Source organism: Mesorhizobium sp. M0184 (genome assembly GCF_040322215.1).
GTDB lineage: Bacteria > Pseudomonadota > Alphaproteobacteria > Rhizobiales > Rhizobiaceae > Mesorhizobium.
The window spans coordinates 23,629-49,230 of the sequence record NZ_JAMYSZ010000021.1; the positions used below are offsets into that span (position 1 = coordinate 23,629).

The window sequence follows — 25,602 nt, forward strand, 5'->3', positions numbered from 1 at the left end:
CATCGGCTCGGCCGCTGTGCAACGGCGTGTTTCGTTACGGGCCGTTCCGATTGGCAAATGACTGATCCAAGACGACGACCTATCGGCTCGGCCGCCGCGTGACGCGATCTTGCCTTCGCCGGCCGGCGCATGAGGGCAAAACATGACGGCAAAACTTTTGGCCAGGATCGGCTTGCTTTTCGCAAATTCAGTCGCTAGGGAACAGCTCACATTCGCGGCCGGTCGCCAGGATCGGATCGCGGGGCTATGCAAAGCATGGCCTGTTGCGCGCCCGTAGCTCAGCTGGATAGAGCACCAGACTACGAATCTGGGGGTCAGGAGTTCGAATCTCTTCGGGCGCGCCATTAAACTCATGCCTACCCCGGGAACATAGGTAGCAGAATCTACCACCGGTGGCCGGAAAGTCGCGAGGGCTGAGCGCCATCCATGCCAAAAAGGGGATCGTCAGCTAATGCTGCTCAGTCGGCCTGCTTAATCTCCGGGCCCGGTTCAGTCGGCGGGCCTGGCGTGCAATCCTGGCCAGTGCATTCCTGCACGGGATCTTTCGCCGGCGGGAGACAATTTTGGCCTTCACAATGAACGGGCGGCTGCGTTGTTGCGGCTTTATTGTTCTGCGGCACAGGCCGATCCTCAGCGCGAACGGCCGGCATTCCAAGGTCGATCATGGCCGTGCACAAGAGCGCAATCCGAACCAAATTCATTTTCGCCTCCGCAACTGACAGCGAGACGCAGATTATACCTTCGAACTGCGGCCAACATCCTGTCACCCGCGAACGGCGTTAACAGCGCGTTTCATTGCCGGTCGGAAAGGCGTACCGATTGAGATCGAGCGTCGTCCTCTTCCTGACAAAATAGCGCCAGAAACGGGGCTTTCGGCCAGAGGTGACTGAAGCCAACCTTCCGATTTTCCTGTACACCTGTTCGAAGGGTTCGAGGTGCGTTAGGGCCTCGCATATTCGAGTTCTTTCACGGGGGAACGTACATGACGGCATTCAACAGCGTCCGCTTCCGGGTCAAGCCGGGTAGTGAAGATGAATTCATCGACCTGTTCAGCAGCGCTCCGCGCAATTTCGAGGGATTGCGAAAAATGGCTCTCATCAAATCGGGAGATGGCGCCTTCTTCTCGATTGGAGAGTGGGACACTTTTCAGCACATGGTCGATGCCAGGCCCAAAATGCTGGGCAATCTTGATCGGTTCCGCCATACGTTGCAGCAGCTTGAGGGCGGATATACGGATGCTGTTTCCGGCGAGACTGTCTTCGAAACGGACGGCAGGAGCGGCGGCAGGTCGGTATAGTATCGCACTTCGAAAAAGCTTATGCCGTGCGCCACTTCCCGGCTCTATCACCTAAACCGCACATTCGCTCTCGAAAGCTCTGCCACCGACCTGCATCCCATCAGCCGCATGTCGCGTTCGATCTCGGTTCGCATCAGGCCGAGCGCCCGTTCGACGCCGGCCTGTCCGGCGGCGGCCAGCGGGAAGAGATAGTAGCGCCCGACGCCGACGGCCTTGGCGCCCAGTGACAGGGCTTTCAGGACATGCGTGCCGCGCTGGACGCCGCTGTCGATGATCACGTCGATCTTGTCGCCCACCGCGTCGACGATCTCCGCCAACTGGTCGAAGGGGCTGCGCGAGCCGTCCAACTGCCTGCCGCCGTGGTTTGAAAGAACGATGCCGGTACAGCCGATGTCGACCGCCTTTCTGGCATCGGCGACGCTCATGATCCCCTTCAGGCAAAACTGGCCGTTCCAGAAACGGACCATGTCTTCGACGTCCTTCCAATCCAGCGACGGCTCGAGAATCTCGGTGAAATAGCGGCTGATGGAAAGCGCTCCGCCGCCGAGATCGATATGGCCGTCCAACTGCGGCAGGCTGAACTTTTCGTGCGTCAAATAGTCGATAGCCCATCTCGGCTTGATCGCAAACTGCATCATGCCGCCGAGCGTAAGCCGAAAGGGGATTGAAAAGCCGGTCCGCAGGTCACGCTCGCGGTTTCCACCGGTGACGCTGTCAACCGTCAGCATCATCACCTCGACGCCGGACGCCTTGGCGCGCTCCATCATGGCGCGGTTCAGGCCGCGATCCCTGTGGAAATAGAACTGATAGACCTGCGGCGTCCTGTGCTTGCGGACTTCCTCCAGGCTGACCGTGCCGAGCGACGAGACGCCGAACATCGTGCCGAACTTCGCCGCCGCCGCGGCGACGGCGCGCTCGCCGCTATGGTGAAACAGTCGCTGGAGAGCCGTCGGCGAACAATAGACCGGCATCGCCAGCTTCTGGCCCATGACGGTGACCGACATGTCGACCTGTCCGACGCCGGCAAGGACGTTGGGGACGAGATCGCAGTCCTCGAACGCCGCCGTGTTGCGCCGCAGCGTCGTCTCGTCGTCCGCGCCGCCATCGATATAATTGAAGATCGGACCTGGCAGGCGCTGTTTTGCCAGCCGGCGGAAGTCCTGAAAATTGTAGCAGCTTTGCAATCTCATGAAATCAATCGGGTATATGCCGGGCCCGATGTCAAGCCTGTGCCATGGTCGATCGCCGGCGCTCTCGCCTCAGCCCGCCAGAGCGCCAACCGACTCCCGCTCCACCAGCGGGCATTCGAGCTTGGTGATGGGATAGCGGCCACGACCGGGAGCAGCGGGGACTTCGAGCTGCTCGATCGCCCATTGTCCCATCGCCATATGCGGCAGGATCGACGTCGTCAGCGGCGGGAACAGATGCCGCGCGATCTCCTCGTCGTCATAACCGATCACCGAAATATCCCGGGGGATGTGCAGGCCGGCCTCCTTTAGCGCCTCGTAGCAGCCGATCGCGGTGCGGTCGTTCTGGCAGAAGATGGCGGTCGGCCGGTCCTTCAGCGCCAAGAGCTTGACGGTCGCGGCATAGCCGGCGCTCGCCGACCAATCGCCTTCGACGACCAGCGCCGGGTCGAACGGGATGTCGGCTGTCGCCAGCGCCCGGCGGTAACCCTTCAGGCGGTCCTGCGCCGCCTGCATCCAGGGCTCGCCGGTAATGGTGGCGATACGTCTGTGGCCATGGCTGATCAGGTGGCGGGTGGAGCTCTGGCCGCCGGCGATCTCGCTCGGCACCACGGCGGGGAAGGCATAGTCGGCGGTGTAGCAGTTGAGCAGGATGACCGGAATGTCGAGGCCGTAGAGATAGTCCGGCGCGACGATCTCGCGGGTGAAAATGGTCATGTAGATCAGCGCCGAAATGCCCCGCTTGGTCAGTGCCGCGATGGCCCGGGGCTCCATCACCTCGTCGCCCATGGTCTGCGCCACCAACACTACATTGCCGGCGTTCCATGAGGCTTGCCGCGCCCCTTCAATGGCGACGACCGCCTCCGGGCTGGTCGCCAACTGGTCGACGGCGAAGCCGATCACGCCATCCAGCCCGTCGAATGCGGCAACCGGGGCTCGCAAGGCAGAAAACACGGGCGGCGAATAGCCCAGCGTTCGCGCCGTCTCGATCACCCGCTCTCGGGTTTGCTGCGACAGCCTGATGCCCGGCGTGTTGTTGAGCACGAACGAAACCGTCGCCTGCGAACAGCCTGCGGCCCTGGCGATGTCGGTCATGGTAACGCGGCCCTTGGGGTTTTTCCCGGACAGCTTGCGCCGCCTGGTACCCTCAAGGACGGGATCACGCAGTGGTTCGTTCATATCATTGGTCCCTCGAATCTCGCATTTATAGGGCGAAGCGATACTAATAGATATAATCGACCCTCTTAGGCGATTTAGTCCCCGATCCAAAACGGTTGCGACTGGGGAGGCCTCTCTCGTTTGTGGCGAGAATCCCGACCAAACTAATACTCTTTACTAATATCTGGCATCCCTATAACGTCAATCCATCATGCCCGGACGACGTCAGACCGCGCATGTTCGGAACGCAAGTCAGCCTGGTATCGGACGGTTCTCGTCAGTCGAAGCTTGCCTGCCGCTCCGGGAAATGTCAGACAAATCGGACTATTTACGAACGGCCAATGAGTCTCTAAAGTCGACGATAGCGGCTGGAATGGCGTCGTTCTTCGCTGCCGGAAACCCTTGAGGAGGAGGGCGTCCAAGCCGCGCCGGCACGTTCATCATCAGCGAAAATTACTGAGTCAAAATGGGAGGTTGAATATGAAATCTGTGATACGAAATGCGTCCGTCGCCGCTGCGGCCCTGCTGCTCGGCCTTTCCGCCAGCGCAATTGCGCGGGCCGACGACAAGCCGACTCTGGCCTTCGTCGTCAACGGCGCTTCCGATTTCTGGAAGGCGGCCGAAGCCGGCGTCAAGAAGGCTCAAGGCGAACTGCCCAATTACAATCTGGAACTCAAATATCCGGAGCAGTCCTCGGTCGCCATCCAGCAGCGCCTGATGGACGATCTGGTGACGGCCGGCGTGAAGGCGATCATGGTCTCGGCCGTCGATCCCAAGACGTCGACCGACGGGCTGAACAAGATCGCCTCGGAAACGGCGTTGTTCACCACCGACAGCGACGCACCGCAGACCAAGCGTGTCGCCTATATCGGCTCTTCCAATGTCGATGCCGGCAAGCAGGCGGCAGAGATCGCCAAGAAGGCAATGCCTGACGGCGGCAAGTGCCTCGGCTTCGTCGGCCTGCTCGGCGCCGACAATGCTAAGGAACGTATCCAGGGCATGAAGGACGGCCTCGCGGGCACCAAGATCGAATTGGTCGACGTGCGTGGCGACGACATCGATCAGGCTCGCGCCAAGAAGAACGTCGAGGACGCGCTGGTCGCCAGCCCCGACGTCACCTGCATGGTCGGCTTCTATTCCTACAACACGCCGCGCATCTATGAGGCGCTGCGCGATGCTGGCAAGCTCGGCCAGATCACCGTCGTCGGCTTCGACGACGATCCGATCACGCTGGGCGGCGTCAAGGAAGGTACCGTCGCCGCCACCGTCGTGCAGCAACCCTTCGAATGGGCCTATCAGGGCATGAAGCTGATGGCTGCCTATCTCGAGGGCGACAAGTCGGGCATTCCCGCCGATGGACTGATCATCATCCCGACCAAGATCATCGGCAAGGACGATGTTGACGCCTACGCCGCCAGCCTCAAGGCGATGTCTGGAAACTGAGCGAATTAGGTTGCGCCGGCTCAAGGTTCGCCTTGAGCCGGCGTTCTATTGACGGGCTTCGCGAGGCCCGTCAGTCTGAGACCAAACGGCTCACCGGCTGCTGTCAGGCGTGATGAATTATTCCGACCCATCCATCGTTGCATCCACGGACGCTCCGTTCCTGAGCCTCGACGGTGTGCGCAAGACCTATCCCGGCGTCGTCGCGCTGGACGGATTCTCGATGGACGTAAGGCCCGGCGAGGTCATCGGCCTGGTCGGCGAAAACGGCGCCGGCAAATCGACGCTGATGAAGATCCTCGGGGGCGTGACCAGGCCGGACACCGGCACCATCACCGTCGATAGCGTCGCCCATGACGGGCTGACTGTCGAGGCGAGCATCGGCTCGGGCATCGCTTTCGTCCACCAGGAACTCAACCTGTTCGAAAACCTCGACGTGGCCGCCAATATCTTCTTTGGCCGCGAACCGCTGCGCGCCGGGCCGCTCAAGCTCGTCGACCGCGCCAGGCTGCGAGCGCAGGCGGCGCCGCTGCTCAAACGCGTGGGCGCCAATTTCTCGGCCGATACGCCGGTGTCGGCGCTGTCGCTGGCGCAGCAGCAAATGGTCGAGATCGCCAAGGCGCTGTCGATCGAGGCAAGGCTGGTTATCCTCGACGAACCGACATCGAGCCTGCCGATCGCCGAAACCGACAAGCTGCTCGGCGTCATCAAGGCGCTGAAGGCAGACGGCATCAGCGTCATTTTCATCTCGCACCGCCTGCACGAGGTCGAGCGCGTCGCCGACCGCGTCGTCGTGCTCAGGGACGGCATGCTCGCCGGAACCTTGCCGAAGAGCGCCATCAATCACGACCAGATGGTCAAGCTGATGATCGGCCGCATGCTGAAGGAGCGCGAGAAGGCCGCGGAATCGGCGCGCCCGCCGGGCTCTGTCGCGCTGTCGGTCAAGGCCATTCGCACCGCTGCCTATCCCGACCGGCCCGTCGACCTCGATGTCAGGCATGGCGAGATCCTCGGCCTCGCCGGTCTCGTCGGCTCCGGCCGGACGGAGCTGGCGCGCGTCCTGTTCGGCATCGACAAGAGCTTTGGCGGCTCGTTCCAGCTTGACGGAAAAGATCTGGTTCTTGGTTCGGCCGCGGACGCAGTGGCCAACGGTATTTTCCTCGTCCCCGAGGATCGCAAGCTGACCGGCATCCTGCTCGACCTGTCGATTGCCCAGAACATCTCGCTACCCAATCTGCCGGCGCATTCGCGGCGCTCGCTGGTCTCGGCCGGCGCGGAATCCGCCACCGCCGAGAAGCAGAAGACCAATCTCGGCATCAGGGCGCCCTCCGTCCAGACGCGCACCGGCACGCTGTCGGGCGGCAACCAGCAAAAGGTCGTGCTGGCCAAATGGCTGGCGATGAAGCCGAAGGTGATGATCCTCGACGAGCCGACCCGCGGCATCGACATCGGCGCCAAGGCCGAGATCTACGGGCTGATGCGGGCGTTGGCCGATGCCGGCGTCGCCGTGCTGATGATCTCCAGCGACATGGAGGAGGTGATCGGCGTTTCCGACCGTATCGCCGTCATGCATGAAGGCCAGATCTCCGGCATTCTCGACAAGGACCGGTTCAGCCAGGAAAACGTGCTGCTGCTGGCGGTCGGCAAGCAGCCGAAGTAGTTCGCAGGCATTGGGAGAAGACGATGAGCAAGAAAGATCTCGGCCTGCTGATCCTGATCCTGGTGGTCGGCGCGGTGGTGGCTATCATCAACCCACGCTTCCTGCTGCCGATCAATCTCGCCAACACCTCGAACCTGATCGGGTTGTTCGGCATCCTGTCGATTGGCCAGGCTTTCGTCATCATCACCGGTGGCATCGAATTGTCGGTCGGCTCGGTGGTTGCGCTGCTCGGCGTGCTGTTCATCGACTTCATCGCCACGCGCGGCATGGCCTGGCCGGTCGCCCTGCCGCTGATCCTGGTGCTCGGCGGCATCATCGGGCTGGCGCATGGCTGGCTGATCACCCGGCTCAAATTGCAGCCTTTCGTGGTGACCTTGTGCGGCCTGTTGATCTATCGCGGCGTGGCGCGCTTCTACACCGCCGACGGCACCGCCGGCTTTGCCTTTGGGCAGAACTTCCCGGAACTCGAGTTCCTGACGGCCGGGCGGTCCTGGGGCGTGCCGAACAGTTTCATCGCGCTGATCGTCATCGCCGTCGTCATGTGGGTGGTGTTGCACCGGTCGGTGTTCGGGCGCTATCTCTACGCCATCGGCAAGAATGAGGAAGCGGCGAAATATTCCGGCATCCGCACCGGCCGCATCGTCATGGCCGCCTATGTCATCTGCGGCGTGCTGACGGCGCTGTCGGCTATCTATTTCGCCATGTACACACGTTCGATCTCGCCGGCGAGCCACGGCCAGTTCTACGAGCTCTATGCCATCGCGGCCGCGGTGCTCGGCGGCTTCTCGTTGCGTGGCGGCGAAGGCTCGCTGATCGGCGTCCTGCTCGGCACGGTGCTGCTGCAGGAGCTGCAGAACCTCGTCAACCTGCTCGGCATCCCGTCCTCGCTCAACTTCGCCGTCATGGGCGGGGTGATCCTCATCGGCGTGCTGGTCGACCAGCAATGGGGCGTGTTCAGGGCGCGACGGCGGATGCTGGAAGCCACACGCAAGGGCGTGGCGGGTGCTGCCGCTGAGTGACGCAAAAATAGCTGGATGAAATACGCCGACTGCCATGGCAGGTGGCGTGAAAGAGTCAGCCGGAGCTTCGCGACAGCAGTTCAGGTCGGTCTCTATTTGGAACGAAACCCGTATCTGAGCGTTTATTTAAGCTTTGCTACGCGGAGGCGTTTCATGCCCACGAATCCAGTTAGTACCGCCAAAGTAGGAACTCACCCCCTCCACCCGATGCTGATACCTTTTCCCGTCGCGTTTCTTGTCGGTGCGTTTGTCACCGACCTGGTTTTCTGGGGGACTGCCGATGCCTTCTGGGCACGGGCATCGATGTGGCTGATCGGGGCAGCCATAGTAATGGCCCTTCTCGCTGCGACAGCCGGTTTTATCGACTTCCTCAACGAGCCGCGCATTCGCGCCTTGTCCGACGCCTGGTACCACATGCTGGGCAACTTGACCGCGGTCGTTGTGGCACTGATCAATTTCTACCTTCGCTATGCGCAAGGCGCCGAAGCCGCGGTCCGCCCATGGGGTGCGCTCTTGTCGTTCATAGTGGTCTGCATACTGCTGTTCACCGGCTGGAAGGGCTGGGAGATGGTGTATCGGCACCACGTTGCAGTTCTGGACACACCAGCGGATGCGCCAGCGAAGCCTTCGACAACCACTGCCACGGATACTCGTCACGCTGGTCGGGGCCGGCACGCCGCATGAGGCCATAATCCCGAAAAGTGGATACCGGTTTCCAAAAAGATATCGGTTAGACAAGTAGCGCCCATACCGAATGCATCGGATGGGCGCTACTTTAGATAAGGCCCGACATGTCGGAGAAGGCCATGGCCTTGCGCAGCACCTCGGCGAAGCGCTCGCCGGCGGCTTCACGAGGGCCGCTATTGTCGATCGAGGTGACACCCGGTCCGGACAGCGCCACATTGGCACTGCGCGCCAGCCGTGCCAGCACTTCGCCGCGCGATTCGCGACCGCGCAATGCCAGCCGCTCGGCCAGGATATCCGGTGTAGCCGTGATCTCGACGACAGCCAGATTGGCGTAGCGCTCCCGCAGCGCCGGGATGATCGCGCGCGAGACGTTGGCGATCGCGACACGGCCGTTTGAGACCGACCAATCGACTTCGGCCGGGATGCCATAGCGCAGGCCATGCGCCTCCCAGGAAATCGCGAAGGCGCCATCCGCTTCGGCCTCGACGAAGGCAACGTCGGCGAGCGTGTCGTGATCCTCGGTGGCCGCATCGCTCGGCCGGGTGATCACCCGGCGCACGAACTCCAGCCGGCTCTCGTCGGCAAACACGGCGCGCGCATAGCCGATCACCGTGTCCTTGCCGGCACCGCTCGGCCCGACGACGGCGACGAAGACACCGTCGCGGATCGGAAATCCCGTAGCGGACAATTCACGCTCGACCGATGCCGATACCATCATGCGACTCGGCGTCCCTGCCGCCAGACCGTGCGGACGACCGGGACATGGTCGTCGACGCGCACGCGAACCAGATCGGCGCGCCGGCCGGGCTCGATGACACCGCGATCGCTGAGGCCGACCGCCTCGGCCGGGTTCTTCGAGACCATCGCCACCGCCTGTGGCAAGGAAATGCCCTCGACCACGTCGCCGAGGAAGAAGGCTGACTGGATCAGACTGAAGGGAATGTAGTCCGACGACAGGATATCGAGCAGGCCATCGCCGGCCAGCGTGCGGGCCGAGACATTGCCCGAATGCGACGCGCCGCGCATGACGTTCGGCGCGCCCATCAATACGCCGAGCCCTGCCTCTTTTGAAGCCCGCGCCGCCTCCTCAGTGGTCGGGAACTCGGCGACGCGCACACCTTGCTCGATCGCTTCGTCGACATGGCCGACGGTTGCGTCGTCATGGCTGGCGAGCACGATGCCGCGCTCTTGGCAGGCAGCGGCGATGAAGCTGCGGTTCGGGCTCGAATTCCTCGCCGATTCCGCCATCCGCTTTTCGCAGAATTTCTGGAAATCGTGATCGGTCAGCTTCAGCTTGCGCTGGTAGTAATAGGCGTAGGTTTCCAAATTGACGAACTGGCGCTGTCCGGGCGCATGGTCCATCAGCGACGCCAGCCTGACCCGCTCGTCGCCGTCGAAATTGGCGAAGGCCGTGAGGCAGTCCGGCGCCGAAACCTCGCAACGCAGATGGAGGAAATGGTCGGCCCTGAGCCGGTCCTGCTGCACGCTGTCCTCGATCGCGTCGGCCAGCTTGCGTATGTCGGCGGCCGTCAGGTCGGCATCCTCGTCCATGCCGACGCGCAAGGCGTCGAGCACGGTGGTGATGCCGGCGGTCGCCACCTGCGCGTCGTGCGCGAGCACAGCTGCGATCGGGTTCCAGCGCACTTTCGGCCGCGGCGCGTAATGGCCTTCGAGATGGTCGGTGTGGAGCTCGACCAGGCCAGGGATGATGAAGTCGCCGCCCATGTCCTCGCCGCTGCGGCCAGCGCCGGGATCGATGGCGGCGATCACCCCATCGCGCAGCACGATCGACCCTTCGACGATCTGGTCGGCCAGCACAATACGGGCATTGTCAAGAACGGTCTCGGCAGTCATTTCAGGCAGTCCTTGCAGCATTTTGCAGCCAATTGAAAATGAATTGGCGTCGCACCATGCGGTTAAAGCAAATAGTCATTTAGGCAGTTCTTCTGGCCGGGCGGCGCCCGAGCGCGTGATGGGACAGCACCATGAACGGTGCGCCCGGTTCAGTTTCCACAAACAGCGTCAGCGCGTCCACCGCCACCGGCCGTTGCAGCACGTCCGCAAACAGGCTGTCGATTGCTAGGCGAAGACGAGGGCTTTCCTGTGACGACACCCGGCCGGACAGCGTCATATGGAAGCGAAACGTCTCGAAGACATAGGGATAGCCCCACTGGCAGAGATTGCGGAACTCGTCGGGCTTCAGCGAATCGGGGCTGCGCCGTTCGATCTCGGCTTCCGTCAACGGCGCGCGGAAGCGGTCGAAGTCGCGCACCACGTCGTCGGCGAAGCGGTTGAGCGCCGGCAGCGGTGCTTCCGGCAACAGCGCGAAGAAGCCGTCGATCTGGCTGACGATGAGGCGCGGGATCGTAACCACCGGCGTCGCCTCGGCAAAATCGTCGAGTGCTGCACGAAGCGACGTTTCCGTCTCGTTGGAGGCCAGTCTGAAGGGCGCCTTCAGTGTCGCATGAAAGCCATAGCGGCGCGCCGAGGCGGTATGGAAGGCAACTTCTGCCGCCGACAACTCGCCCGCAGCCTCGACCGGCTTTGTGGCGGCACCGAATGGGTCGCGGCCGAGCCAGTTGGCGGCGATACGTGCCAGCGGTTCGTCTTGTCGGGGGGTGAAATAGATCGCGTAGCGCATCGAAAGTCCTCGTCAGCCCCGCTGCCATAGGTGATTTCCATGACGAATTGACGAAGCTTTGCGGCGTTTTCGGTAACAAAACCACACAGCCGGGTCGTTAGCCGACGATTTTTCGCTTGGACCAGCGGTTGGGGCGAAGGGGAAGTGGTTAGGCCTTCATCAGCCATTCGTGCTCGGGCGCGTTATGGAATTTCCACGTCCGCTTCGGTCCGGCCATGACGTTGAGATAATAGAGATCATAGCCGTGGCAGGCTGCGCAGGGGTGATAACCCTTGGGGACCAGCACGACGTCGCCGTCCTCGATCGCCATCGTCTCGTCGAGCGAACGAGCACCGTTCTCGTCGGCATCGGTGTAGACGCGCTGGAAAGCAAAGCCCTGTGGCGGGTTGAGACGGTGGTAATAGGTCTCCTCGAGATAGGATTCAGCCGGCAGATTGTCCTGGTCGTGCTTGTGCGGCGGATAGCTCGATGTGTGGCCGCCGGGTGTGATGACCTCAACCACCAGCAAGGAATCGGCCGGCTTGCCCTCCGGCAGGATGTTGGTGACATAGCGCGTGTTGGTGCCTTTGCCGCGAACCTCCTGCCCGAGATCGTCGGGCCCGATGACACGGACCGGCAGACCGCCGCCCAGTCCTGGCGCCGAGCAGACGGCAAGTTCGAGATCGGTATCGGCGCTCACCGACCACTCCGACCCCGGCGGCACATAGACCGACCACGGCTTGCCCTCGAACGGCGACATGCGTTCGCCGAGCAAGCCGAGATCTTTGCCGCCGGCCTTGGCCTTGCCCTTGCCGGTGACGAACACCAGGCAGACCTCACGATCCGCGGTTTGCCCGGAAGCGCTCTCGCCGGGCCTGAGCCGATGCAGATCGAAGCCGACATAGGTCCAGCCGGCGCTTTGCGGCGTCACATGGGCGATGCGGCCGTGGCCCTTATTGGCTTTGACGAGCAGTTTCGACATGGTCATTCCTTCGGTTTGGCGTCTGCCAATGGCTCGTCCTCGTCAGCCGGCTTGTAGAGGTAGAAAAACTGCCAGACGGCATAGCCGGCGAAGCCGAGCGCGATCACGCCCCAGAACGGCGTGCCGGTGGCGAATTCGATCACCGACCAGACCAGGCAGACCGCGACAACGGCGACGCGCCGCCACAGCGGCCGGAAAAACGGGTGCTCGGAGTCTTTCATCGGATCAACACCTTTCCTCGCGAACTCTCAAGCATTGGGAAAGCCCTGTGTCTCCACCGTATAGCCGGCCGCCGTCATAGCCCGCATCAATTCCTTGTAGCCGACCTGCGCCATCTTGAGCGGCGGGTTCTTCTTCGGATCCTGCTCGGCCTCGACCACGAACCAGCCTTCATAGCCATGGTCGGCGAGCCTCTGGACGATGGCGCCAAAATCCAGCGAGCCATCTCCCGGCACGGTGAAGGCGCCAAGTGCCACCGCGTCGAGGAACGATTGCTTCTCGCGATCCAGTCCCGCGATCACCTCCATGCGCACATCTTTCACATGCACATGGTTGATGCGCGGGTGGTGGTTATCAATAGCGCGCAGCACATCGCCGCCGGCAAAGGCCAGGTGACCCGCGTCGAGCAGCAGCGGAATGCCTTCGCCCGAATAGCGCATGAAAGCGTCGAGCTCCGGCTCGGTCTCGATCACCGCCGCCATATGATGATGGTAGGAGAGCGGCATGCCTTGCTCTGCACACCATTCGCCGAACTGCGTGAGCCGCCGGGCGTAGGCTTTCATTTCCTCGTCCGAAAGCCTGGGCTTGCTGGCGAGCGGCTTCGAGCGGTCGCCCTGGATGGAGCGGCCGACTTCACCATAGACGATGCATGGCGCGTTCACCGCCTTGAACAGGTCGATCATCGGCTGGATACGATCCTTGTTCTTCGCCATGTCTTCGTCGACCAGCGTCCCCGAGAACCAGCCGCCGCAAAGCGTCACGTCGGCCTCTTTCAGGATCGGCAGCATGATTTGCGGATCGTTGGGAAAGCGGCGGCCCATTTCCATTCCGGTAAAGCCAGCCGAGCGCGACTGGCGCAGGCACTCCTCCAGCGACACATCATCGCTGAGTTCGGCAAGATCGTCGTTCCACCATGCAATGGGGGACATGCCCAGTTTGGCTTTCAAGTCGTCACTCCAGTTTCAGACATTCGAGGCGCGTTCGCGGATGGCTAAAGAACCCGCCCGCTCAGCGCTTCCTCATATTTCTTGCGCGCCGCATTCACTTGCGGCCGTGCCGAGACTTCCGGCACTGCGACATCCCACCAGCTTCCACCGGCCTCGGTCGAAACCAGCGGGTCGGTGTCGATGACCAGCACGGTCGTTCGCGTGTTCTTCTTCGCTTGCGCCAGCGCCGTTTCCAGCCCGGCGATCGATGGCACTTTTTCGGCAATCGCACCCATGCTCGCAGCATGCGCGGCGAAGTCGATCTCGGGCAAGGTTTCGTGACGGGCGTCCTTCAGCAGATTGTTGAAGTTGGCGCCGCCGGTCGCCATCTGCAACCGGTTGATGCAGCCATAGCCGCGGTTGTCGAGCAGCACGATGGTCAGCTTGAGGCCGAGCATCACCGAGGTCGCGATCTCGGAATTGAGCATCAGGTAAGATCCGTCGCCGATCATCACCACGACCTCTTCGTCCGGCTTGGCCATCTTGACGCCAAGCCCGCCGGCGATTTCGTAGCCCATTGTCGAGAAGCCGTATTCTGCGTGATAGGAGCCGGGCGCGCCCGCCTGCCATAGCTTGTGCAATTCGCCGGGCAAGCCGCCGGCGGCATGAAGCAGTACCACGCCGGAGCCCATGGCGCGCTGTACTGCGCCGATCACTTGCGCGTCGGACGGATAGGCGGCATTGGTCGACGCCGTCACCTTGTCGGCATCCGCTTGCCAGTTCTTCTTGCCCGTGATCGCATTGTCGGTCCAGCCTGAAGGGGCTTTCCAGCCTTTCAGCGCCGCAGCGAGTTCGGCGAGCCCTTCCGCCGCATCGGCGACCAGCGGCAGCGCCTGGTGCTTTCCGGCGTCAAAAGGCTGCACGTTGAGCCCGATGATGGTCCTGCCGGCATGCTTGAACAATGCCCAGGAGCCGGTGGTGAAATCCTGCAGTCTGGTGCCGACGGCAAGCACGACGTCGGCCTCTTCGGCCAGCCTGTTGGCCGCCGAAGTGCCGGTAACGCCGACCGCGCCCATATTCAACGGATGATCGTCCGGGAGCGAGGATTTGCCGCCTTGCGTCTCACAAACTGGAATGCCGGCGCCTTGCACCAGTTTTGCCAACTCCTCGGACGCCTGCGAATAGAGTACGCCGCCGCCCGCGATCACCAGCGGCTTTTTCGCCGCTTTGAGTACCGCGACTGCGGCCGCCAGTTCGTTGCGGTCCGGGCGCTGCCGTCGCGGCGTCCAGAGTCGCTCGGCAAAGAAACTTTCGGGGTAGTCATAGGCCTCGGCCTGCACGTCCTGGCACAGCGCCAGCGTCACCGGGCCGCATTCGGCGGGATCGGTCAGCACCTGCATGGCGCGGTTGAGCGCCGGCATGATCTGCTCCGGCCGCGTGATGCGGTCGAAATAGCGCGACACCGGGCGGAGGCAGTCATTGACCGTCGCCGTGCCGTCGGAAAAATCCTCGGCCTGCTGCAGGACGGGATCGGGAATGCGATTGGCGAAGACGTCGCCGGGCAGAAACAGGACAGGCAACCTGTTTACATGCGCAAGTGCCGCAGCGGTCACCATGTTGAGCGCGCCGGGGCCGATCGAAGTGGTTGCGGCCATGAAGCGACGGCGGAAATTGGCCTTGGCGTAGGCGATCGCCGCATGCGCCATTGCCTGCTCGTTATGGGCACGGAAGGTCGGCAGTTCGTCGCGAACCTGGTAGAGCGCCTCGCCGACGCCGGCGACATTGCCGTGGCCGAAGATCGCCCAGACGCCGCCGAAGATCGGCACTTTCTTCCCGTCCATCTCGGTCATCTGTCGAGCAAGAAAGCGGGTCAGCGCCTGCGCCATCGTCAGGCGGATTGTCTTGGTCATGTCGGTTCCTCCGCAGTCCTTATGCCGCGCCTTCTTATGCTGCTTTGCGGCCGCGCGCCGCAAGCCATGCCTCTGTCAGTCTCTCGAAGCGAGATGCCATGTCGGCAACCGCTTCATCGTCTGACATCTTGCCGGCAAGCCATTGTTCGGCCGCGTTGATGAAGATGGTGCGGCCGACGGCAAAGCCCTTGACGATAGACGCCTTGGCGGTGGCAGCAAAGGCCGCTTCCAATTCGTCCTGCGGCGCTTCGAGGCCAAGCAGCACAATCCCGCGGCACCACGGATCGTTCTTCAGGATCACCGCCTCGATCTTTGCCCATGCGCCGGCCGATGCCTGCGGTTCGAGCTTCCACCAATCGGGCTTGATGCCGAGTGCGTAGAGTTCCTCGAGCGCGCGCGGGATGGTCATGTCGTCGAGCCTGCCGTGCTTGCCGGCGATGATCTCGACCAGAAGTTCTCTGCCCACTTTCCGCGCGGCCTCGAACAAAGCGCGCAGTTTCTGCTGCTGTTCGCTCTTCAGCGCCGCGGGATCGTCGGGATGATAGAAGCACAGGCACTTGATGCAGTGGTCGACCGGCCATTCGGTCAGTTGCGAACCTATGTCTTGCGAGAACTCGAAGCGAAGCGGCCGCGAACCCGGCAACTCGACCGGCCGGCCGAGCCAGGCGAAGGAATGGTGGGCGAATTCGAACATCGCCTCGCGTCCGTATTTTTCGTCGAGCAGCATGCCGTAGCCGGCGCGGCCAGCCGCGACCTTGGCCGCAGCCTTGACCGTCAGCACCTTGAAAGCTGGGATTCGCGACGGATCGGCGCCGGCTTTTGCCGCGACATCCTCCAGCTGGACGCGGTGGTCGCAGGCGAACGCCATCAGCGAGGGGATGTCGCGCCGGCGCGTGGTCGCCCAATGGATGTGATTGATCGCCTCGTCCTTGCGCAGCGCCAGATGCTTGCTGCCGTTTTTCAGGAAGAACTGCAATTCCTCGAAAGTCGGGTATTCCGGTGCGCAGAGCAGCCGCGACACGGCAAAGGCGCCGCAGGCATTGGCCCAGGTCGCCGCCGTCGCCAGGCCTTCCTCGCCGAGCCAGCCGCGCAGGAAGCCCGACATGAAGGCGTCGCCGGCGCCGAGCACATTGTAGACCTCGATTGGAAATCCCTTGCCGACGATACCGTCCTCGAGGTCGTCGCTGATCGGCCCGTCATAGACGATGCAGCCCATGGCGCCGCGTTTCAGCACGATGGTTGCCGCCGACAGCGAGCGGATGGTTTTCAGCGCGCTCAGGCAATCGTCTGCACCCGAGGCGATCATGATTTCCTCTTCGGTGCCGACGATGAGATCGCAATCGGGCAGCACCGTCTTCAACTGCGCCGAGACGCGGTCGGATTTCACATAGCGCTCGAAGCCTTCGGCGTGGCCGGCGAGACCCCAGAGGTTGGGGCGGTAGTCGATGTCGAACACCACCTTGCCGCCCTTGGCTTTCATGACACGGATCGCCTTACGCTGGGCGGCGTCGCTGTTGGGCCGTGAAAAATGCGTGCCGGTGACGACGACCGCGCGTGCCGAAGCGATAAACGCCTCATCGATATCGTCTTTCGAAAGCGCCATGTCGGCGCAATCGCTGCGATAGAAGATCATCGGCGAGACGCCTTCATCCTCGACCGACAGCAGCACCAGGGCGGTCAGCCGCTCCGGATCGGTCTTGAGGCCTTGGACCGAAACGCCCTCGCGGGTCAGCTGCTCGCGGATGAAGCGGCCCATCTGCTCATTGCCGACGCGGGTGAGCAGCGCCGAGCGCAGGCCGAGCCTGGCAGTACCGACCGCGATATTGGCCGGACAGCCGCCGACTGACTTGGCAAAGGAAGTAATGTCCTCGAGGCGCGAGCCGATCTGCTGACCATAGAGATCGACGGAAGCGCGGCCGATGGTGATGATGTCGAGCGGCGAATATTTCGCTTCCACGGCTTCGCCCATTCGAACCTCCCATCGGCTTTGTTGTCTTGGGTAACACGCGCGAGCGGCAGCGTGGCGCCGGCAATATGAAATAATAATTCCAATCCATAGTCAATATGGAACGAGCATTCCCAAGGCTGAAAAGTGCTGTGCAAGGCTCGCGCGTTCAGAAACTTTGAAGTCAGACGAACGTCAAGTGTCTACCACTGAAACCAGCTGATTTACCAAGGAAGCGGGCCATCATCGTTGAAGAACCCGGCGGTCGGGCCATCGGCGTCCAGGGTCGCCAGGTGAATGACGATCTCGGCCGCCTGCTGCACCGTGCGGTGACCTCTATACCCGTTGAGATCGGTGGCGGTATAGCCGGGCGCCGCGGCGTTGACCTTGATGTCTTGCGGCGCGAGCTCCCTGGCGAAGGCCACGGTGATGGCGTTCAAGGCCGTCTTGGAGCTGCCGTAGCCCATAATGTTGACGGCGTGATTCGCGCTGGCGGGATCGAGCGCCCGGCCGATGGACCCGGTGGAGCTGCTCACCATCACGATCCGGGCAGCAGGTGCTGCTAGCAGCAGCGGCAGGAATGCCTGGGTCACGCGGATCGGGCCGAAGACATTGACGTCGTAGGTGGCCTGGATGTCGGCGATCCGCTGCTGGCTCGGCGGCAGGTCGTAATTGATGGCGACGCCGGCGTTGTTCACCAGCACGTCGAGGCAGGGGCTGGCCTGCCTGAATGCCTCGGCTGCCGCCTTCACACTGTCATCCCGCGTGACGTCCAGCTCAAGCCACTCCAGGTCGAGGCCTTCGGCGCGCAATGCCTGCGCCGCCGCCATGCCGCGTTCGGCGCTCCTGGCGCCGAGCCAGACCTTGAAGCCCATGGTCGCCAGTCGCCGGGCGATTTCACGGCCTATACCCTTGTTGGCGCCGGTCACCAGCGCGCTTTTCGATGTTCTCATAATCGGTGTCTCCATTTTTCTTGTGGAAGACCCACAAATGGTGCGAGGCAGCGGGGGTTGCGCGCCGGAAATTCTCCGGCTCTTGCCTAATCCTCTCACGCTGTTGCGCCGCCGGTGCGAATGCGCGATGCTGGCGCAATGAGCGAAGCGCTGCAGGAGTTGATCGAGATCGCCAGCCGCCATGCGCGCGGGCGACGAACAAGAACGGCGGTTCCCCGCGTTTCGATAGGCCGCAGCGAAGTCGCCACGGCGCCAATGCCAGGGGTGTGGGGGTCGGGGATCTTATTCGTATTGCAGGGCGCGAAGACGGTTCTGATCGGCGACCGGGCTCTTCGTTACAATCCGGCCAGCTATTTCATCTATACTGTCGAGACGCCCACCATCAGCCAGATAATCGAAGCGAGCGCGGCGCGTCCTTACCTGGCCATTGGCTTGACCCTTGACCTGCAGGCCGTCGCCGCGCTCCTCGTCGAGCACGCGCCGGCCCTCAGTGGCGACAGTTTCTCCACCTCTCCCGCTGATGACGATCTGCTCGACGCGTTGCGTCGAATGATGCGGCTGCTTGACCGGCCAGCGGAGATTCCCGTGCTCGCGACCATGATCGAGCGAGAGATGCTGTTTCGGCTCCTGCAAGGCCCCCAAGGCGGAAAGCTTCGTGAACTTGCGCGCGCCGATGGCCATCTGTCCCGGATTGGCCGGGCGATCGCCTGGATCCGTTCGCATCCCCATCAGCCGGTCCGGGTCGGCGATCTGGCCGAGATTGCCCGTATGAGCAGTGCTGCGTTTTATCGTCACTTCAAGGCGGCGACGGCCATGAGCCCAATCCAGTATCAAAAGCAAATCCGCTTGCTGGAAGCCCGCCATCTGCTGATTGCCCAGCCGGGCAACGTCGCACGTGTCGCCTTCGCCGTCGGCTATGAGAGTGCTTCCCAGTTCAGCCGGGAGTATGCCCGCCAGTTCGGGTCGCCGCCTGTCCGCGACGCAGCGCGGCTTTCGGCAGAAGGCGAAACGGCAATAGAGGTGATCTAAGGCTTGCGCTTCTTGCCAGTATCGCGCCGCTTCTCGCCGACCGCGACGGTCAGCGCCATAGCCAAAGCCATCGTCGCCGACAGCGAGCGGAAGCCGGCGAAATCGGCCTCGGCGACCTCGAACCAGACCCTGGCGAATTGGGCGAGTGGCGAAAAGGAGCTGTCGGTAATCGCCACGATCGGCACGCCTTGCTCCGAAATGACGCGCGCCTCCTCGATGGTGGCCGGGGCATAGGGCGAAAAGCTGATGGCGATCACTGCGTCCCTTGGAGAGGCAAAGCCGATCATCTCTGCATTGAGGCTGGCGGCCGATTCGATCAGCTGGTTGCGGATCTTGAGCTTGCCCAATGCATAGGCGATATAGGAGGCGACCGGGTAGGAGCGCCGCTTGGCCAGCACGTAAATGGTTTCGGCCTTGGCCAACACGGTGATTGCATCTTCGAAATGGTCTTCATTCAGCGTGCGCGAAATGTCGTTGAGCGAGGTACTGGCTGCGGCAACAAAACCGTCGAAAATCGCGCGGTGGCCGGCGCCTTCCTCGGCCTTGGCGCGCAATGCCGCCAGCCTTTCATCATAGGATGAGTTGCGCTCGCGCAGGCGCTCGCGAAACACCAACTGCAGGCTGGTGAAACCATCAAAACCAAGCTGCTGGGCAAAGCGGATCAGGGTCGAAGGCTGGACACCGGCGGAAGCGGCGATGCTGGCAGCGGTGCCGAAGGCGATATCGTCTGGGTTGTCGAGCGCATAGGCGGCGATCTGGGCGATACGTTTCGGCAGGCTGTGGCGCCGCTCCAGGATCGTCGCCCGCAGCGTCTCGAAATCGCGCGGCACCCGTTCGTCCATCGTCGCTCCGCCCAGGCTCATCGTCTGGTTCCCTCTGTGCCCCATCATAGCGGGCCTGTGCAAGAACACCATAAAAAATGAGACAAGCGTTCCATCTGCAGACAAAATGGACTAATTCATCCACACAAATTTTGCACACAGGGAGGCAAGCGGATGGTCGGGGTAGGTCTTATCGGCACGGGTTTCATGGGCAAGTGCCACGCCATTGCCTGGAACGCGGTCGGCACCGTCTTTCCCGATGTGGCCAAGCCAAGGCTGGTCCATCTGGGCGAGGTCAACGAGGATCTTGCCAAACGCCGTGCCAGCGAATTCGGCTTCGCCAAGGCGTCCGGTGACTGGCGCGCCGTCGTCGACGACCCGGATGTCGATGTCATCTCGCTGACCACGCCGAACCAGTTCCACCCGGAAATGGCCATCGCCATCCTCGAAGCCGGCAAGCATCTGTGGTGTGAAAAACCGATGGCGCCAAGTTTTGCGGAGGCGCAAGCAATGGCTGCGGCGGCCCAAAAGTCCGGCAAGGTGGCCGCGCTTGGCTATAACTATATTCAGAACCCAGCGATCCGCCATATCGGCGCGCTGCTCGACGAGAAGATCATCGGCGAGGTTAACCATCTCCGTATCGAGATGGACGAGGACTTCATGGCCGATCCGGAGGCGCTGTTCTTCTGGAAGCACGAGGCGGCGTCCGGTTACGGCGCGCTCGACGATTTCGCCGTGCATCCGCTGTCGCTCATCGCCGTACTGTTCGGCCGCGTTGCCCGCGTCATGTGCGACATGGCCAAACCCTATGCCGACCGCCGCGTCGCCTCGGGCGGGCGCCGCGCGGTCGAGACCTACGACATCGCCAGCATCCTGATGCATCTCGAAAACGGCATCGCCGGCACGCTGCTGGTCAACCGTTCGGCCTGGGGCCGCAAAGGCCGGATCGCCATCCAGATTTTTGGCTCGAAGGGCTCGATCCTGTACGACCAGGAGCGGATGAATGAGTTCCAACTCTATCTGACGGCCGACCGGCCGACCGAGCAAGGCTACCGCACCATCCTGGTGGCGCCGCATCATAAGCCTTATGACGCCTTCCTGCCGGCGCCCGGCCACGGCCTTGGCTTTAATGACCTCAAGATTATCGAATGCCGGGAACTGTTGACGCGACTTGCCGGCAAGCCGGCGCGGATCATCGATTTCGACGAAGGCCTGGAGATCGAGCGCACGGTGCACGCGATGGCGCGCTCGTTCGCGGAACAGCGCTGGGTGGAGGTGCGGTAATAAGCCCCTTCTCCCCTTGTGGGAGAAGGTGGCCGAGCGAAGCTCGGTCGGATGAGGGGTGTTGGACGGATCGCTACAGCAAAGAAATAAGCGCTTCAAATCCCTCAATATTTTTGCGCCGAGATCCTTCCGGCACCCCTCATCCGGCTCGGCGCTGCGCGCCGATCCACCTTCTCCCACAAGGGGAGAAGGGACAGGGCCGGCATTGGCTGCCTCAGGCGGCTCCCGGACGGCCAGCGATCATGGCGCGTCGCACCGACCGGCGCTGCTCGACGGCGTCGGCAAGGCCGTGCAGCACCGTTTCGGTGGTTTCCCAGTCGATACAGCCGTCGGTGATGCTCTGGCCATAGACGAGCGGCTTGCCGGGCACGACGTCCTGCCGGCCGGCGACGAGGTTGCTCTCGATCATGATGCCGATGATGCGCTCGTCGCCCGCCGCGATCTGGCCCGCCACGTCTGCCGCCACCAGCGGCTGGTTTTCCGGCTTCTTGTTGCTGTTGGCGTGACTGACATCGATCATCAGCCGAGGTGCCACGCCGATCCGGCCGAGCTCAGCTGAGGCAGCAGCTATGCTTGCCGCGTCATAGTTGGACACAATGCCGCCGCGCAGGATGACGTGGCAGTCCTCGTTGCCGGTGGTCGTCGCGATGGCGCTGCGCCCGCCCTTCGTCACCGCCATGAAATGATGCGGCTGGGCGGCGGACTTCACCGCCTCGGCGGCAATCCGCAGATTGCCGTCGGTGCCGTTCTTGAAACCGACGGGGCAGGAGAGGCCCGATGCGAGCTCGCGATGGATCTGGCTCTCTGTCGTGCGCGCGCCGATCGCGCCCCAGGCGACGAGGTCGGCGATGTATTGCGGAGTTGTCATGTCGAGGAACTCGGTCGCTGAGGGAAGGCCGAGATTGTTGACCGCCGAGAGCACGTTGCGGGCCATCCTCAGTCCTTTGTCGATGTTGAAGCTGCCGTCGAGGTCGGGATCGTTGATCAGGCCCTTCCAGCCGACCGTAGTGCGCGGCTTCTCGAAATAGACGCGCATGACGATCTCCAGCCGGTCCGACAGGGTCTCGCGCAGCGCCGCTAGCCGGCTGGCATAGTCCACGGCGGCGACCGGGTCGTGGATCGAACAAGGGCCGACGATGACCACCAGCCGGTCGGCGGCGCCGGTCAAGATGGAATGGATCGCGTTGCGTGAGGCGGTAACGGTGCGCGTCGCCGTCAGCGTGCGCGGTATCTCGCGCATCACCTCTTCCGGCGTGCTCAGTTCTTTGAGTTCCTTGACCCGAAGATCATCTGTGGTGGTCAACACGGCTTTCTGCTCCTGATTGGGAGACCTGCCGGCTGAAACAAAAAAGCCGCCAGGTCTGGCGGCTGTTCGGATGTTGATGCTGCAATCTTCAGATCGAGCGCAATCCTCCCGCCGCCAGCGAGTAGCTAAAGTACCAAAACGAGGCGGTCGGGTTGATCATGCCAGCCCTATAGCCGAAGCCGAGGTGCTTGTCACGCTCCCCTCAGTTTGAATTTTGACGGCCCTGCCCGTCGCGATCCAGCCCGAACTCTTATACGCTCAACGATATGGACCAAGATCCCGAAGAACCCGTCGATGTTTATGCGCTGCTGCGAGCGGCGGCAGACGCACGCCTAAGATCAGCCAAAGCTATGTTGAGCGCCTACGAGGCCAACGCCTTCGGGACGCCAGCTACGCCGGAGGATATTGCCTACTGGAAGCAAGAGCTGGCCGACGTTCAGGTCGAGTTGGCGGGGTTGCACAATGCACACCGGACCTGAGGCCCCGACGTTTTCAACTGATGCTACTCCGGTGACGACCCTGCGATACTCTGGTCGTAGTCGACCAGCGACCCGGTCATGACGCCGGACTGCGGGCTGATCATATAGCTGATCAGCCGGGCAAGCTGCGCCGGCTTCACCAGTTGGCCCATCGGCTGCGCGGCTTCGGCCTTTTCCAACCAGTCGTCTGGCGCGTCATGCCATTTCTTCTGCACGATCGCCTCGCCCTCGGTGTCCATCCAGCCGGGCAGCACCGCGTTGCAGCGGATGCGATTGCCGCGATAGGCATTGGCGACATTCTTGGTGAGTGTCGCCAGCGCTCCCTTGCTCGACGAATAGGGCGCCAGGAACGACTGGCCGCAATGCGCCGACATCGACAGCACGTTGACGATCGAGCCCGGTACCTGGCGCGCCAGCAAATGCGCCACCACGCCCTGCATCAGGAAAAACGGGCCGCGCACATTGGTCTGGAATATCTGGTCGAACAGATCCTCGGAGGTCTCGACCAGCGAGCCGCGAGCCGAGGTGGCAGCGGCGTTGACCAGCGCGTTGACGGTACCAAAATGGCCAATCGCCGTTTCGACCGCACGCTTGCAGTCGGCCACTTTTGAGACGTCGGCGCTGATGAAGATGGCATCGACGCCTGCCCCCTTAAGGATGGCGACAGCCTTGTCGCCCTTCTCCTGCGAGCGGCCGATCAGCGCCAGCGCCCGGCAACCCTCATCGGCCAGCGCTTTGGCGACGGCAAAGCCGATGCCTTGTGCGCCGCCGGTGACGATGGCGCGTGTTTCGGAATTGCGACCGGCTGAACCGTTCATCGCCTTGCTCCTGTGCTTGATAGTCAGATTGTTTTGTGGAGGCGGACGGTCTTGCCTTCCTTGGCCGATTTCAGCGCCGCATCCGCCAGCCTGAGCGCCACCAGCCCGTCCTTGCCGCTCGGCGTCGCCTTCTTGCCTGACGTCGCTGCCGCGATGAAGGCAGCGATCTCGTTGGCATAAGCGTCGAGATAACGGGTCATGAAGAAATCGTGCAGCGGCGGCCGCGTATAGCCTTTCTCATTGGCCAGTTCGATCGACACCGGCCGCTGGTTCTCGGCCGCAATCATGCCTTTGGAGCCATGCACCTCGATGCGCTGGTCGTAGCCGTAGGTGGCGCGGCGTGAGTTGGAGATAACGCATTGCTTGCCGGAGGCAGTTTCGAGGATGACGCTGACGCTGTCGAAGTCGCCGGCCTCGCCGATCTTCTTGTCGACCAGCACCGAAGCATGCGCGCTGACCGCCACCGGCTCCTCGCCGAGCAGGAAGCGCGCCATGTCGAAATCATGAATGGTCATGTCGCGGAAGATGCCGCCCGAGCGGCCGATATAGTCGAGCGGCGGCGGGCCGGGATCGCGCGAGGTGATTGTCACCATTTCGACAGTGCCGATGGCGCCGTCGTCGATCGCCTTGCGCACGGCGGCAAAATGCGGATCGAAGCGGCGGTTGAAGCCGACCATCAGGGTGGCGCCGGCCTTGTCGACGACGGCCAGGCATTCTTCCACTCTGCCGGCGTCGAGATCGATCGGCTTTTCGCAGAAAATCGCCTTGCCCGCTTTGGCGAAGCGTTCGATCAGGTCGGCATGAGTGTCGGTCGGCGTGCAGATGACGACCGCGTCGATATCGCCGGCCTTCTCGATGGCATCGATGCTGCGCACTTCGGCGCCATAGGCAGAGGCCAGATCGGTCGCCGCCTTCTCGAAGGCGTCGGCAACTGCGACCAGCCTGGCCTCAGGATTGGAACCGACGGCGCGAGCATGGACCTTGCCGATACGGCCGGCACCGAGAAGAGCAAAGCGAAGAGGCATGAAGAGTTTTCCTTTGAGGATGGTTCGGAAGGGAGGGCGCGTCAGCGCCTGTGGCTCGGCGTTGGCCGTTACGCCGCAAGTTCCGCCTGCCCGGTCTTGGCGCCGGTGATGTAGGAGACGATATCGTTGCCGTCGGTGTCCTGCTTGCGCAAATTGGCGACGATGCGGCCGCGCCGGAAAACGACGATGCGGTCGACCAGGTCGAACACCTGGCGCATGTTGTGAGAGATCAGGATCAGCGGTTCGCCATTCTCCTTCAGCGTGCGGATGATGTTTTCGACCTGCATCGTCTCCTGCACGCCGAGTGCCGCCGTCGGCTCATCCATGATGATGAGCTTGGAAGCAAAGGTCGCGGTTCTGGCAATTGCTACGCACTGGCGCTGGCCGCCCGACATGTGGCGGATAGTATTGGAAAGATTGGGGATCTTGACCGCTGTCCGGACCAAGGCTGCCTCGGTCGCCTTGCGCATGAACTTGCGATCGAGGATCGAGAAGGGCCCGAGATTGAAAAGCACCCGCTCGCGGCCGAGGAACAGGTTCGACGGCACGTCGAGGTCGTCGGCGAGCGCCAGGTTCTGGAACACCGTCTCGATGCCTGCCTCGCGGGCTTCGATGGGGCCGGCAAAATTCACTTCCTTGCCGTCGAACCACATCCTGCCGCTGGTGCGCTGCTCGACGCCGGTGATCTGGCGTACGAAGGTCGATTTGCCAGCGCCGTTGTCGCCCATGATGGCGACATGCTCGCCCTTGCGCAGCTCGAAGTTGGCACCCTCCAGCGCATGGACGCCGCCATAATACTTGGTGAGGTTTTCGGTCTTCAGGACGATGTCTGACATG

General features: G+C 62.6%; 23 protein-coding genes and 1 tRNA gene. 8 read left to right on the forward strand and 16 right to left on the reverse strand.

Annotated features, from left to right (window positions below):
* The first annotated feature begins 267 nt into the window (after positions 1–267).
* Both NKJ23_RS22940 and NKJ23_RS22945 read left to right on the forward strand, forming a co-directional pair.
* Positions 268–344, forward strand: a tRNA-Arg gene (locus tag NKJ23_RS22940).
* Positions 345–982: 638 nt separating this feature from the next.
* The gene (locus NKJ23_RS22945; RefSeq protein WP_352455991.1) at positions 983–1,297 is read left to right on the forward strand and encodes an antibiotic biosynthesis monooxygenase family protein; all 315 of its coding nucleotides are present in this window, start codon (positions 983–985) and stop codon (positions 1,295–1,297) included.
* 47 nt (positions 1,298–1,344) lie between these two features.
* Here the strand turns inward: NKJ23_RS22945 and NKJ23_RS22950 are convergent, their stop codons facing one another.
* The gene (locus NKJ23_RS22950) at positions 1,345–2,487 is read right to left on the reverse strand and encodes an alpha-hydroxy acid oxidase (protein ID WP_352682589.1); all 1,143 of its coding nucleotides are present in this window, start codon (positions 2,485–2,487) and stop codon (positions 1,345–1,347) included.
* 69 nt (positions 2,488–2,556) lie between these two features.
* A complete protein-coding gene (locus tag NKJ23_RS22955; protein WP_502902563.1) occupies positions 2,557–3,579 on the reverse strand; it encodes a LacI family DNA-binding transcriptional regulator in 1,023 nt (340 codons plus the stop codon).
* 543 nt (positions 3,580–4,122) lie between these two features.
* Here NKJ23_RS22955 and NKJ23_RS22960 point away from each other — a divergent pair.
* The 4 genes from NKJ23_RS22960 (at position 4,123) to NKJ23_RS22975 (ending at position 8,445) form a co-directional block, all read left to right on the forward strand.
* The gene (locus NKJ23_RS22960) at positions 4,123–5,085 is read left to right on the forward strand and encodes a sugar-binding protein (RefSeq protein ID WP_352682594.1); all 963 of its coding nucleotides are present in this window, start codon (positions 4,123–4,125) and stop codon (positions 5,083–5,085) included.
* 112 nt (positions 5,086–5,197) lie between these two features.
* On the forward strand, positions 5,198–6,742 hold the full coding sequence (locus NKJ23_RS22965) for a sugar ABC transporter ATP-binding protein (protein WP_352682596.1): 1,545 nt from the start codon (positions 5,198–5,200) through the stop codon (positions 6,740–6,742).
* Positions 6,743–6,765: 23 nt separating this feature from the next.
* Positions 6,766–7,761, forward strand: coding sequence for an ABC transporter permease (locus NKJ23_RS22970; protein ID WP_023677502.1), 996 nt, complete (start codon positions 6,766–6,768; stop codon positions 7,759–7,761).
* A gap of 153 nt (positions 7,762–7,914) precedes the next feature.
* Positions 7,915–8,445 carry a DUF2231 domain-containing protein gene (locus tag NKJ23_RS22975; protein WP_352682598.1) on the forward strand — a complete coding sequence of 177 codons (531 nt, stop codon included), beginning with the start codon at positions 7,915–7,917 and terminating at the stop codon, positions 8,443–8,445.
* Between the two features lie 91 nt (positions 8,446–8,536).
* On the opposite strand, the gene phnN is transcribed toward NKJ23_RS22975, so the two are convergent.
* The 9 genes from phnN to NKJ23_RS23020 form a co-directional block, all read right to left on the reverse strand.
* The gene (gene phnN / locus NKJ23_RS22980) at positions 8,537–9,166 is read right to left on the reverse strand and encodes a phosphonate metabolism protein/1,5-bisphosphokinase (PRPP-forming) PhnN (protein WP_352464731.1); all 630 of its coding nucleotides are present in this window, start codon (positions 9,164–9,166) and stop codon (positions 8,537–8,539) included.
* Positions 9,163–10,302, reverse strand: a complete 1,140-nt coding sequence (locus tag NKJ23_RS22985) for an alpha-D-ribose 1-methylphosphonate 5-triphosphate diphosphatase (RefSeq protein WP_352464729.1) — start codon at positions 10,300–10,302, stop codon at positions 9,163–9,165. The genes phnN and NKJ23_RS22985 overlap by 4 nt, the downstream gene beginning before the upstream one ends.
* A 79-nt stretch (positions 10,303–10,381) precedes the next feature.
* Positions 10,382–11,089, reverse strand: coding sequence for a DUF1045 domain-containing protein (locus NKJ23_RS22990; protein WP_352619339.1), 708 nt, complete (start codon positions 11,087–11,089; stop codon positions 10,382–10,384).
* A 148-nt stretch (positions 11,090–11,237) separates the two neighbouring features.
* Positions 11,238–12,050 carry a 5-deoxy-glucuronate isomerase gene (gene iolB, locus NKJ23_RS22995; protein WP_352682600.1) on the reverse strand — a complete coding sequence of 271 codons (813 nt, stop codon included), beginning with the start codon at positions 12,048–12,050 and terminating at the stop codon, positions 11,238–11,240.
* 2 nt (positions 12,051–12,052) lie between these two features.
* Positions 12,053–12,271, reverse strand: coding sequence for a DUF3329 domain-containing protein (locus NKJ23_RS23000; protein WP_352682602.1), 219 nt, complete (start codon positions 12,269–12,271; stop codon positions 12,053–12,055).
* 27 nt (positions 12,272–12,298) lie between these two features.
* A complete protein-coding gene (gene iolE / locus NKJ23_RS23005) occupies positions 12,299–13,216 on the reverse strand; it encodes a myo-inosose-2 dehydratase (RefSeq protein WP_352682604.1) in 918 nt (305 codons plus the stop codon).
* A 44-nt stretch (positions 13,217–13,260) separates the two neighbouring features.
* Entirely contained in the window at positions 13,261–15,105 is a 1,845-nt protein-coding gene (gene iolD, locus NKJ23_RS23010; protein ID WP_352682606.1) for a 3D-(3,5/4)-trihydroxycyclohexane-1,2-dione acylhydrolase (decyclizing), read from the reverse strand.
* A gap of 34 nt (positions 15,106–15,139) precedes the next feature.
* Positions 15,140–17,074, reverse strand: a complete 1,935-nt coding sequence (locus NKJ23_RS23015; RefSeq protein WP_352619344.1) for a bifunctional 5-dehydro-2-deoxygluconokinase/5-dehydro-2-deoxyphosphogluconate aldolase — start codon at positions 17,072–17,074, stop codon at positions 15,140–15,142.
* A 200-nt stretch (positions 17,075–17,274) separates the two neighbouring features.
* Positions 17,275–18,003 (reverse strand): SDR family oxidoreductase, encoded by a 729-nt coding sequence (locus NKJ23_RS23020; RefSeq protein WP_352682608.1) that lies wholly within the window; start codon positions 18,001–18,003, stop codon positions 17,275–17,277.
* Positions 18,004–18,141: 138 nt separating this feature from the next.
* On the opposite strand from NKJ23_RS23020, the gene NKJ23_RS23025 reads away from it, so the two are divergent.
* The gene (locus NKJ23_RS23025) at positions 18,142–19,032 is read left to right on the forward strand and encodes an AraC family transcriptional regulator (protein ID WP_352682610.1); all 891 of its coding nucleotides are present in this window, start codon (positions 18,142–18,144) and stop codon (positions 19,030–19,032) included.
* On the opposite strand, the gene NKJ23_RS23030 is transcribed toward NKJ23_RS23025, so the two are convergent.
* On the reverse strand, positions 19,029–19,874 hold the full coding sequence (locus NKJ23_RS23030) for a MurR/RpiR family transcriptional regulator (protein WP_352682682.1): 846 nt from the start codon (positions 19,872–19,874) through the stop codon (positions 19,029–19,031). The two genes, NKJ23_RS23025 and NKJ23_RS23030, sit on opposite strands and share 4 nt — an antisense overlap.
* A 153-nt stretch (positions 19,875–20,027) precedes the next feature.
* Here NKJ23_RS23030 and NKJ23_RS23035 point away from each other — a divergent pair, with 153 nt between their 5' ends.
* Complete coding sequence (locus NKJ23_RS23035; protein WP_352682612.1) at positions 20,028–21,137, forward strand: Gfo/Idh/MocA family protein; 1,110 nt, start codon at positions 20,028–20,030, stop codon at positions 21,135–21,137.
* 214 nt (positions 21,138–21,351) lie between these two features.
* Here NKJ23_RS23035 and NKJ23_RS23040 read toward each other — a convergent pair whose 3' ends face one another.
* The 4 genes from NKJ23_RS23040 to NKJ23_RS23055 all read right to left on the reverse strand — a co-directional run bounded on the left by NKJ23_RS23040 (position 21,352) and on the right by NKJ23_RS23055 (position 25,601).
* Positions 21,352–22,443: a 3-deoxy-7-phosphoheptulonate synthase gene (locus NKJ23_RS23040; protein WP_352682614.1), complete on the reverse strand. Its 1,092-nt coding sequence runs from the start codon at positions 22,441–22,443 to the stop codon at positions 21,352–21,354.
* Positions 22,444–22,945: 502 nt separating this feature from the next.
* Positions 22,946–23,740: an SDR family oxidoreductase gene (locus tag NKJ23_RS23045; RefSeq protein WP_352682616.1), complete on the reverse strand. Its 795-nt coding sequence runs from the start codon at positions 23,738–23,740 to the stop codon at positions 22,946–22,948.
* 23 nt (positions 23,741–23,763) lie between these two features.
* On the reverse strand, positions 23,764–24,765 hold the full coding sequence (iolG, locus tag NKJ23_RS23050) for an inositol 2-dehydrogenase (RefSeq protein ID WP_352682618.1): 1,002 nt from the start codon (positions 24,763–24,765) through the stop codon (positions 23,764–23,766).
* Positions 24,766–24,833: 68 nt separating this feature from the next.
* Positions 24,834–25,601, reverse strand: coding sequence for an ATP-binding cassette domain-containing protein (locus NKJ23_RS23055; RefSeq protein ID WP_254815918.1), 768 nt, complete (start codon positions 25,599–25,601; stop codon positions 24,834–24,836).
* Position 25,602 lies beyond the last annotated feature (1 nt).

Coding starts and splice junctions, on each gene's coding strand:
- NKJ23_RS23030 (WP_352682682.1), bottom strand. CDS start 19,874: ATGGACGAACGGGTGCCGCGCGATTTCGAGACGCTGCGGGCGACGATC.
- phnN (WP_352464731.1), bottom strand. CDS start 9,166: ATGATGGTATCGGCATCGGTCGAGCGTGAATTGTCCGCTACGGGATTT.
- iolD (WP_352682606.1), bottom strand. CDS start 15,105: ATGACCAAGACAATCCGCCTGACGATGGCGCAGGCGCTGACCCGCTTT.
- NKJ23_RS23035 (WP_352682612.1), top strand. CDS start 20,028: ATGGTCGGGGTAGGTCTTATCGGCACGGGTTTCATGGGCAAGTGCCAC.
- NKJ23_RS23000 (WP_352682602.1), bottom strand. CDS start 12,271: ATGAAAGACTCCGAGCACCCGTTTTTCCGGCCGCTGTGGCGGCGCGTC.
- NKJ23_RS22945 (WP_352455991.1), top strand. CDS start 983: ATGACGGCATTCAACAGCGTCCGCTTCCGGGTCAAGCCGGGTAGTGAA.
- NKJ23_RS22975 (WP_352682598.1), top strand. CDS start 7,915: ATGCCCACGAATCCAGTTAGTACCGCCAAAGTAGGAACTCACCCCCTC.
- iolG (WP_352682618.1), bottom strand. CDS start 24,765: ATGCCTCTTCGCTTTGCTCTTCTCGGTGCCGGCCGTATCGGCAAGGTC.
- NKJ23_RS22950 (WP_352682589.1), bottom strand. CDS start 2,487: ATGAGATTGCAAAGCTGCTACAATTTTCAGGACTTCCGCCGGCTGGCA.
- NKJ23_RS23045 (WP_352682616.1), bottom strand. CDS start 23,740: ATGAACGGTTCAGCCGGTCGCAATTCCGAAACACGCGCCATCGTCACC.
- NKJ23_RS22970 (WP_023677502.1), top strand. CDS start 6,766: ATGAGCAAGAAAGATCTCGGCCTGCTGATCCTGATCCTGGTGGTCGGC.
- NKJ23_RS22965 (WP_352682596.1), top strand. CDS start 5,198: ATGAATTATTCCGACCCATCCATCGTTGCATCCACGGACGCTCCGTTC.
- NKJ23_RS22955 (WP_502902563.1), bottom strand. CDS start 3,579: ATGACCGACATCGCCAGGGCCGCAGGCTGTTCGCAGGCGACGGTTTCG.
- iolB (WP_352682600.1), bottom strand. CDS start 12,050: ATGTCGAAACTGCTCGTCAAAGCCAATAAGGGCCACGGCCGCATCGCC.
- NKJ23_RS23055 (WP_254815918.1), bottom strand. CDS start 25,601: ATGTCAGACATCGTCCTGAAGACCGAAAACCTCACCAAGTATTATGGC.
- NKJ23_RS22990 (WP_352619339.1), bottom strand. CDS start 11,089: ATGCGCTACGCGATCTATTTCACCCCCCGACAAGACGAACCGCTGGCA.
- NKJ23_RS23025 (WP_352682610.1), top strand. CDS start 18,142: ATGAGCGAAGCGCTGCAGGAGTTGATCGAGATCGCCAGCCGCCATGCG.
- NKJ23_RS23015 (WP_352619344.1), bottom strand. CDS start 17,074: ATGGGCGAAGCCGTGGAAGCGAAATATTCGCCGCTCGACATCATCACC.
- NKJ23_RS23020 (WP_352682608.1), bottom strand. CDS start 18,003: ATGAGAACATCGAAAAGCGCGCTGGTGACCGGCGCCAACAAGGGTATA.
- NKJ23_RS22985 (WP_352464729.1), bottom strand. CDS start 10,302: ATGACTGCCGAGACCGTTCTTGACAATGCCCGTATTGTGCTGGCCGAC.
- NKJ23_RS22960 (WP_352682594.1), top strand. CDS start 4,123: ATGAAATCTGTGATACGAAATGCGTCCGTCGCCGCTGCGGCCCTGCTG.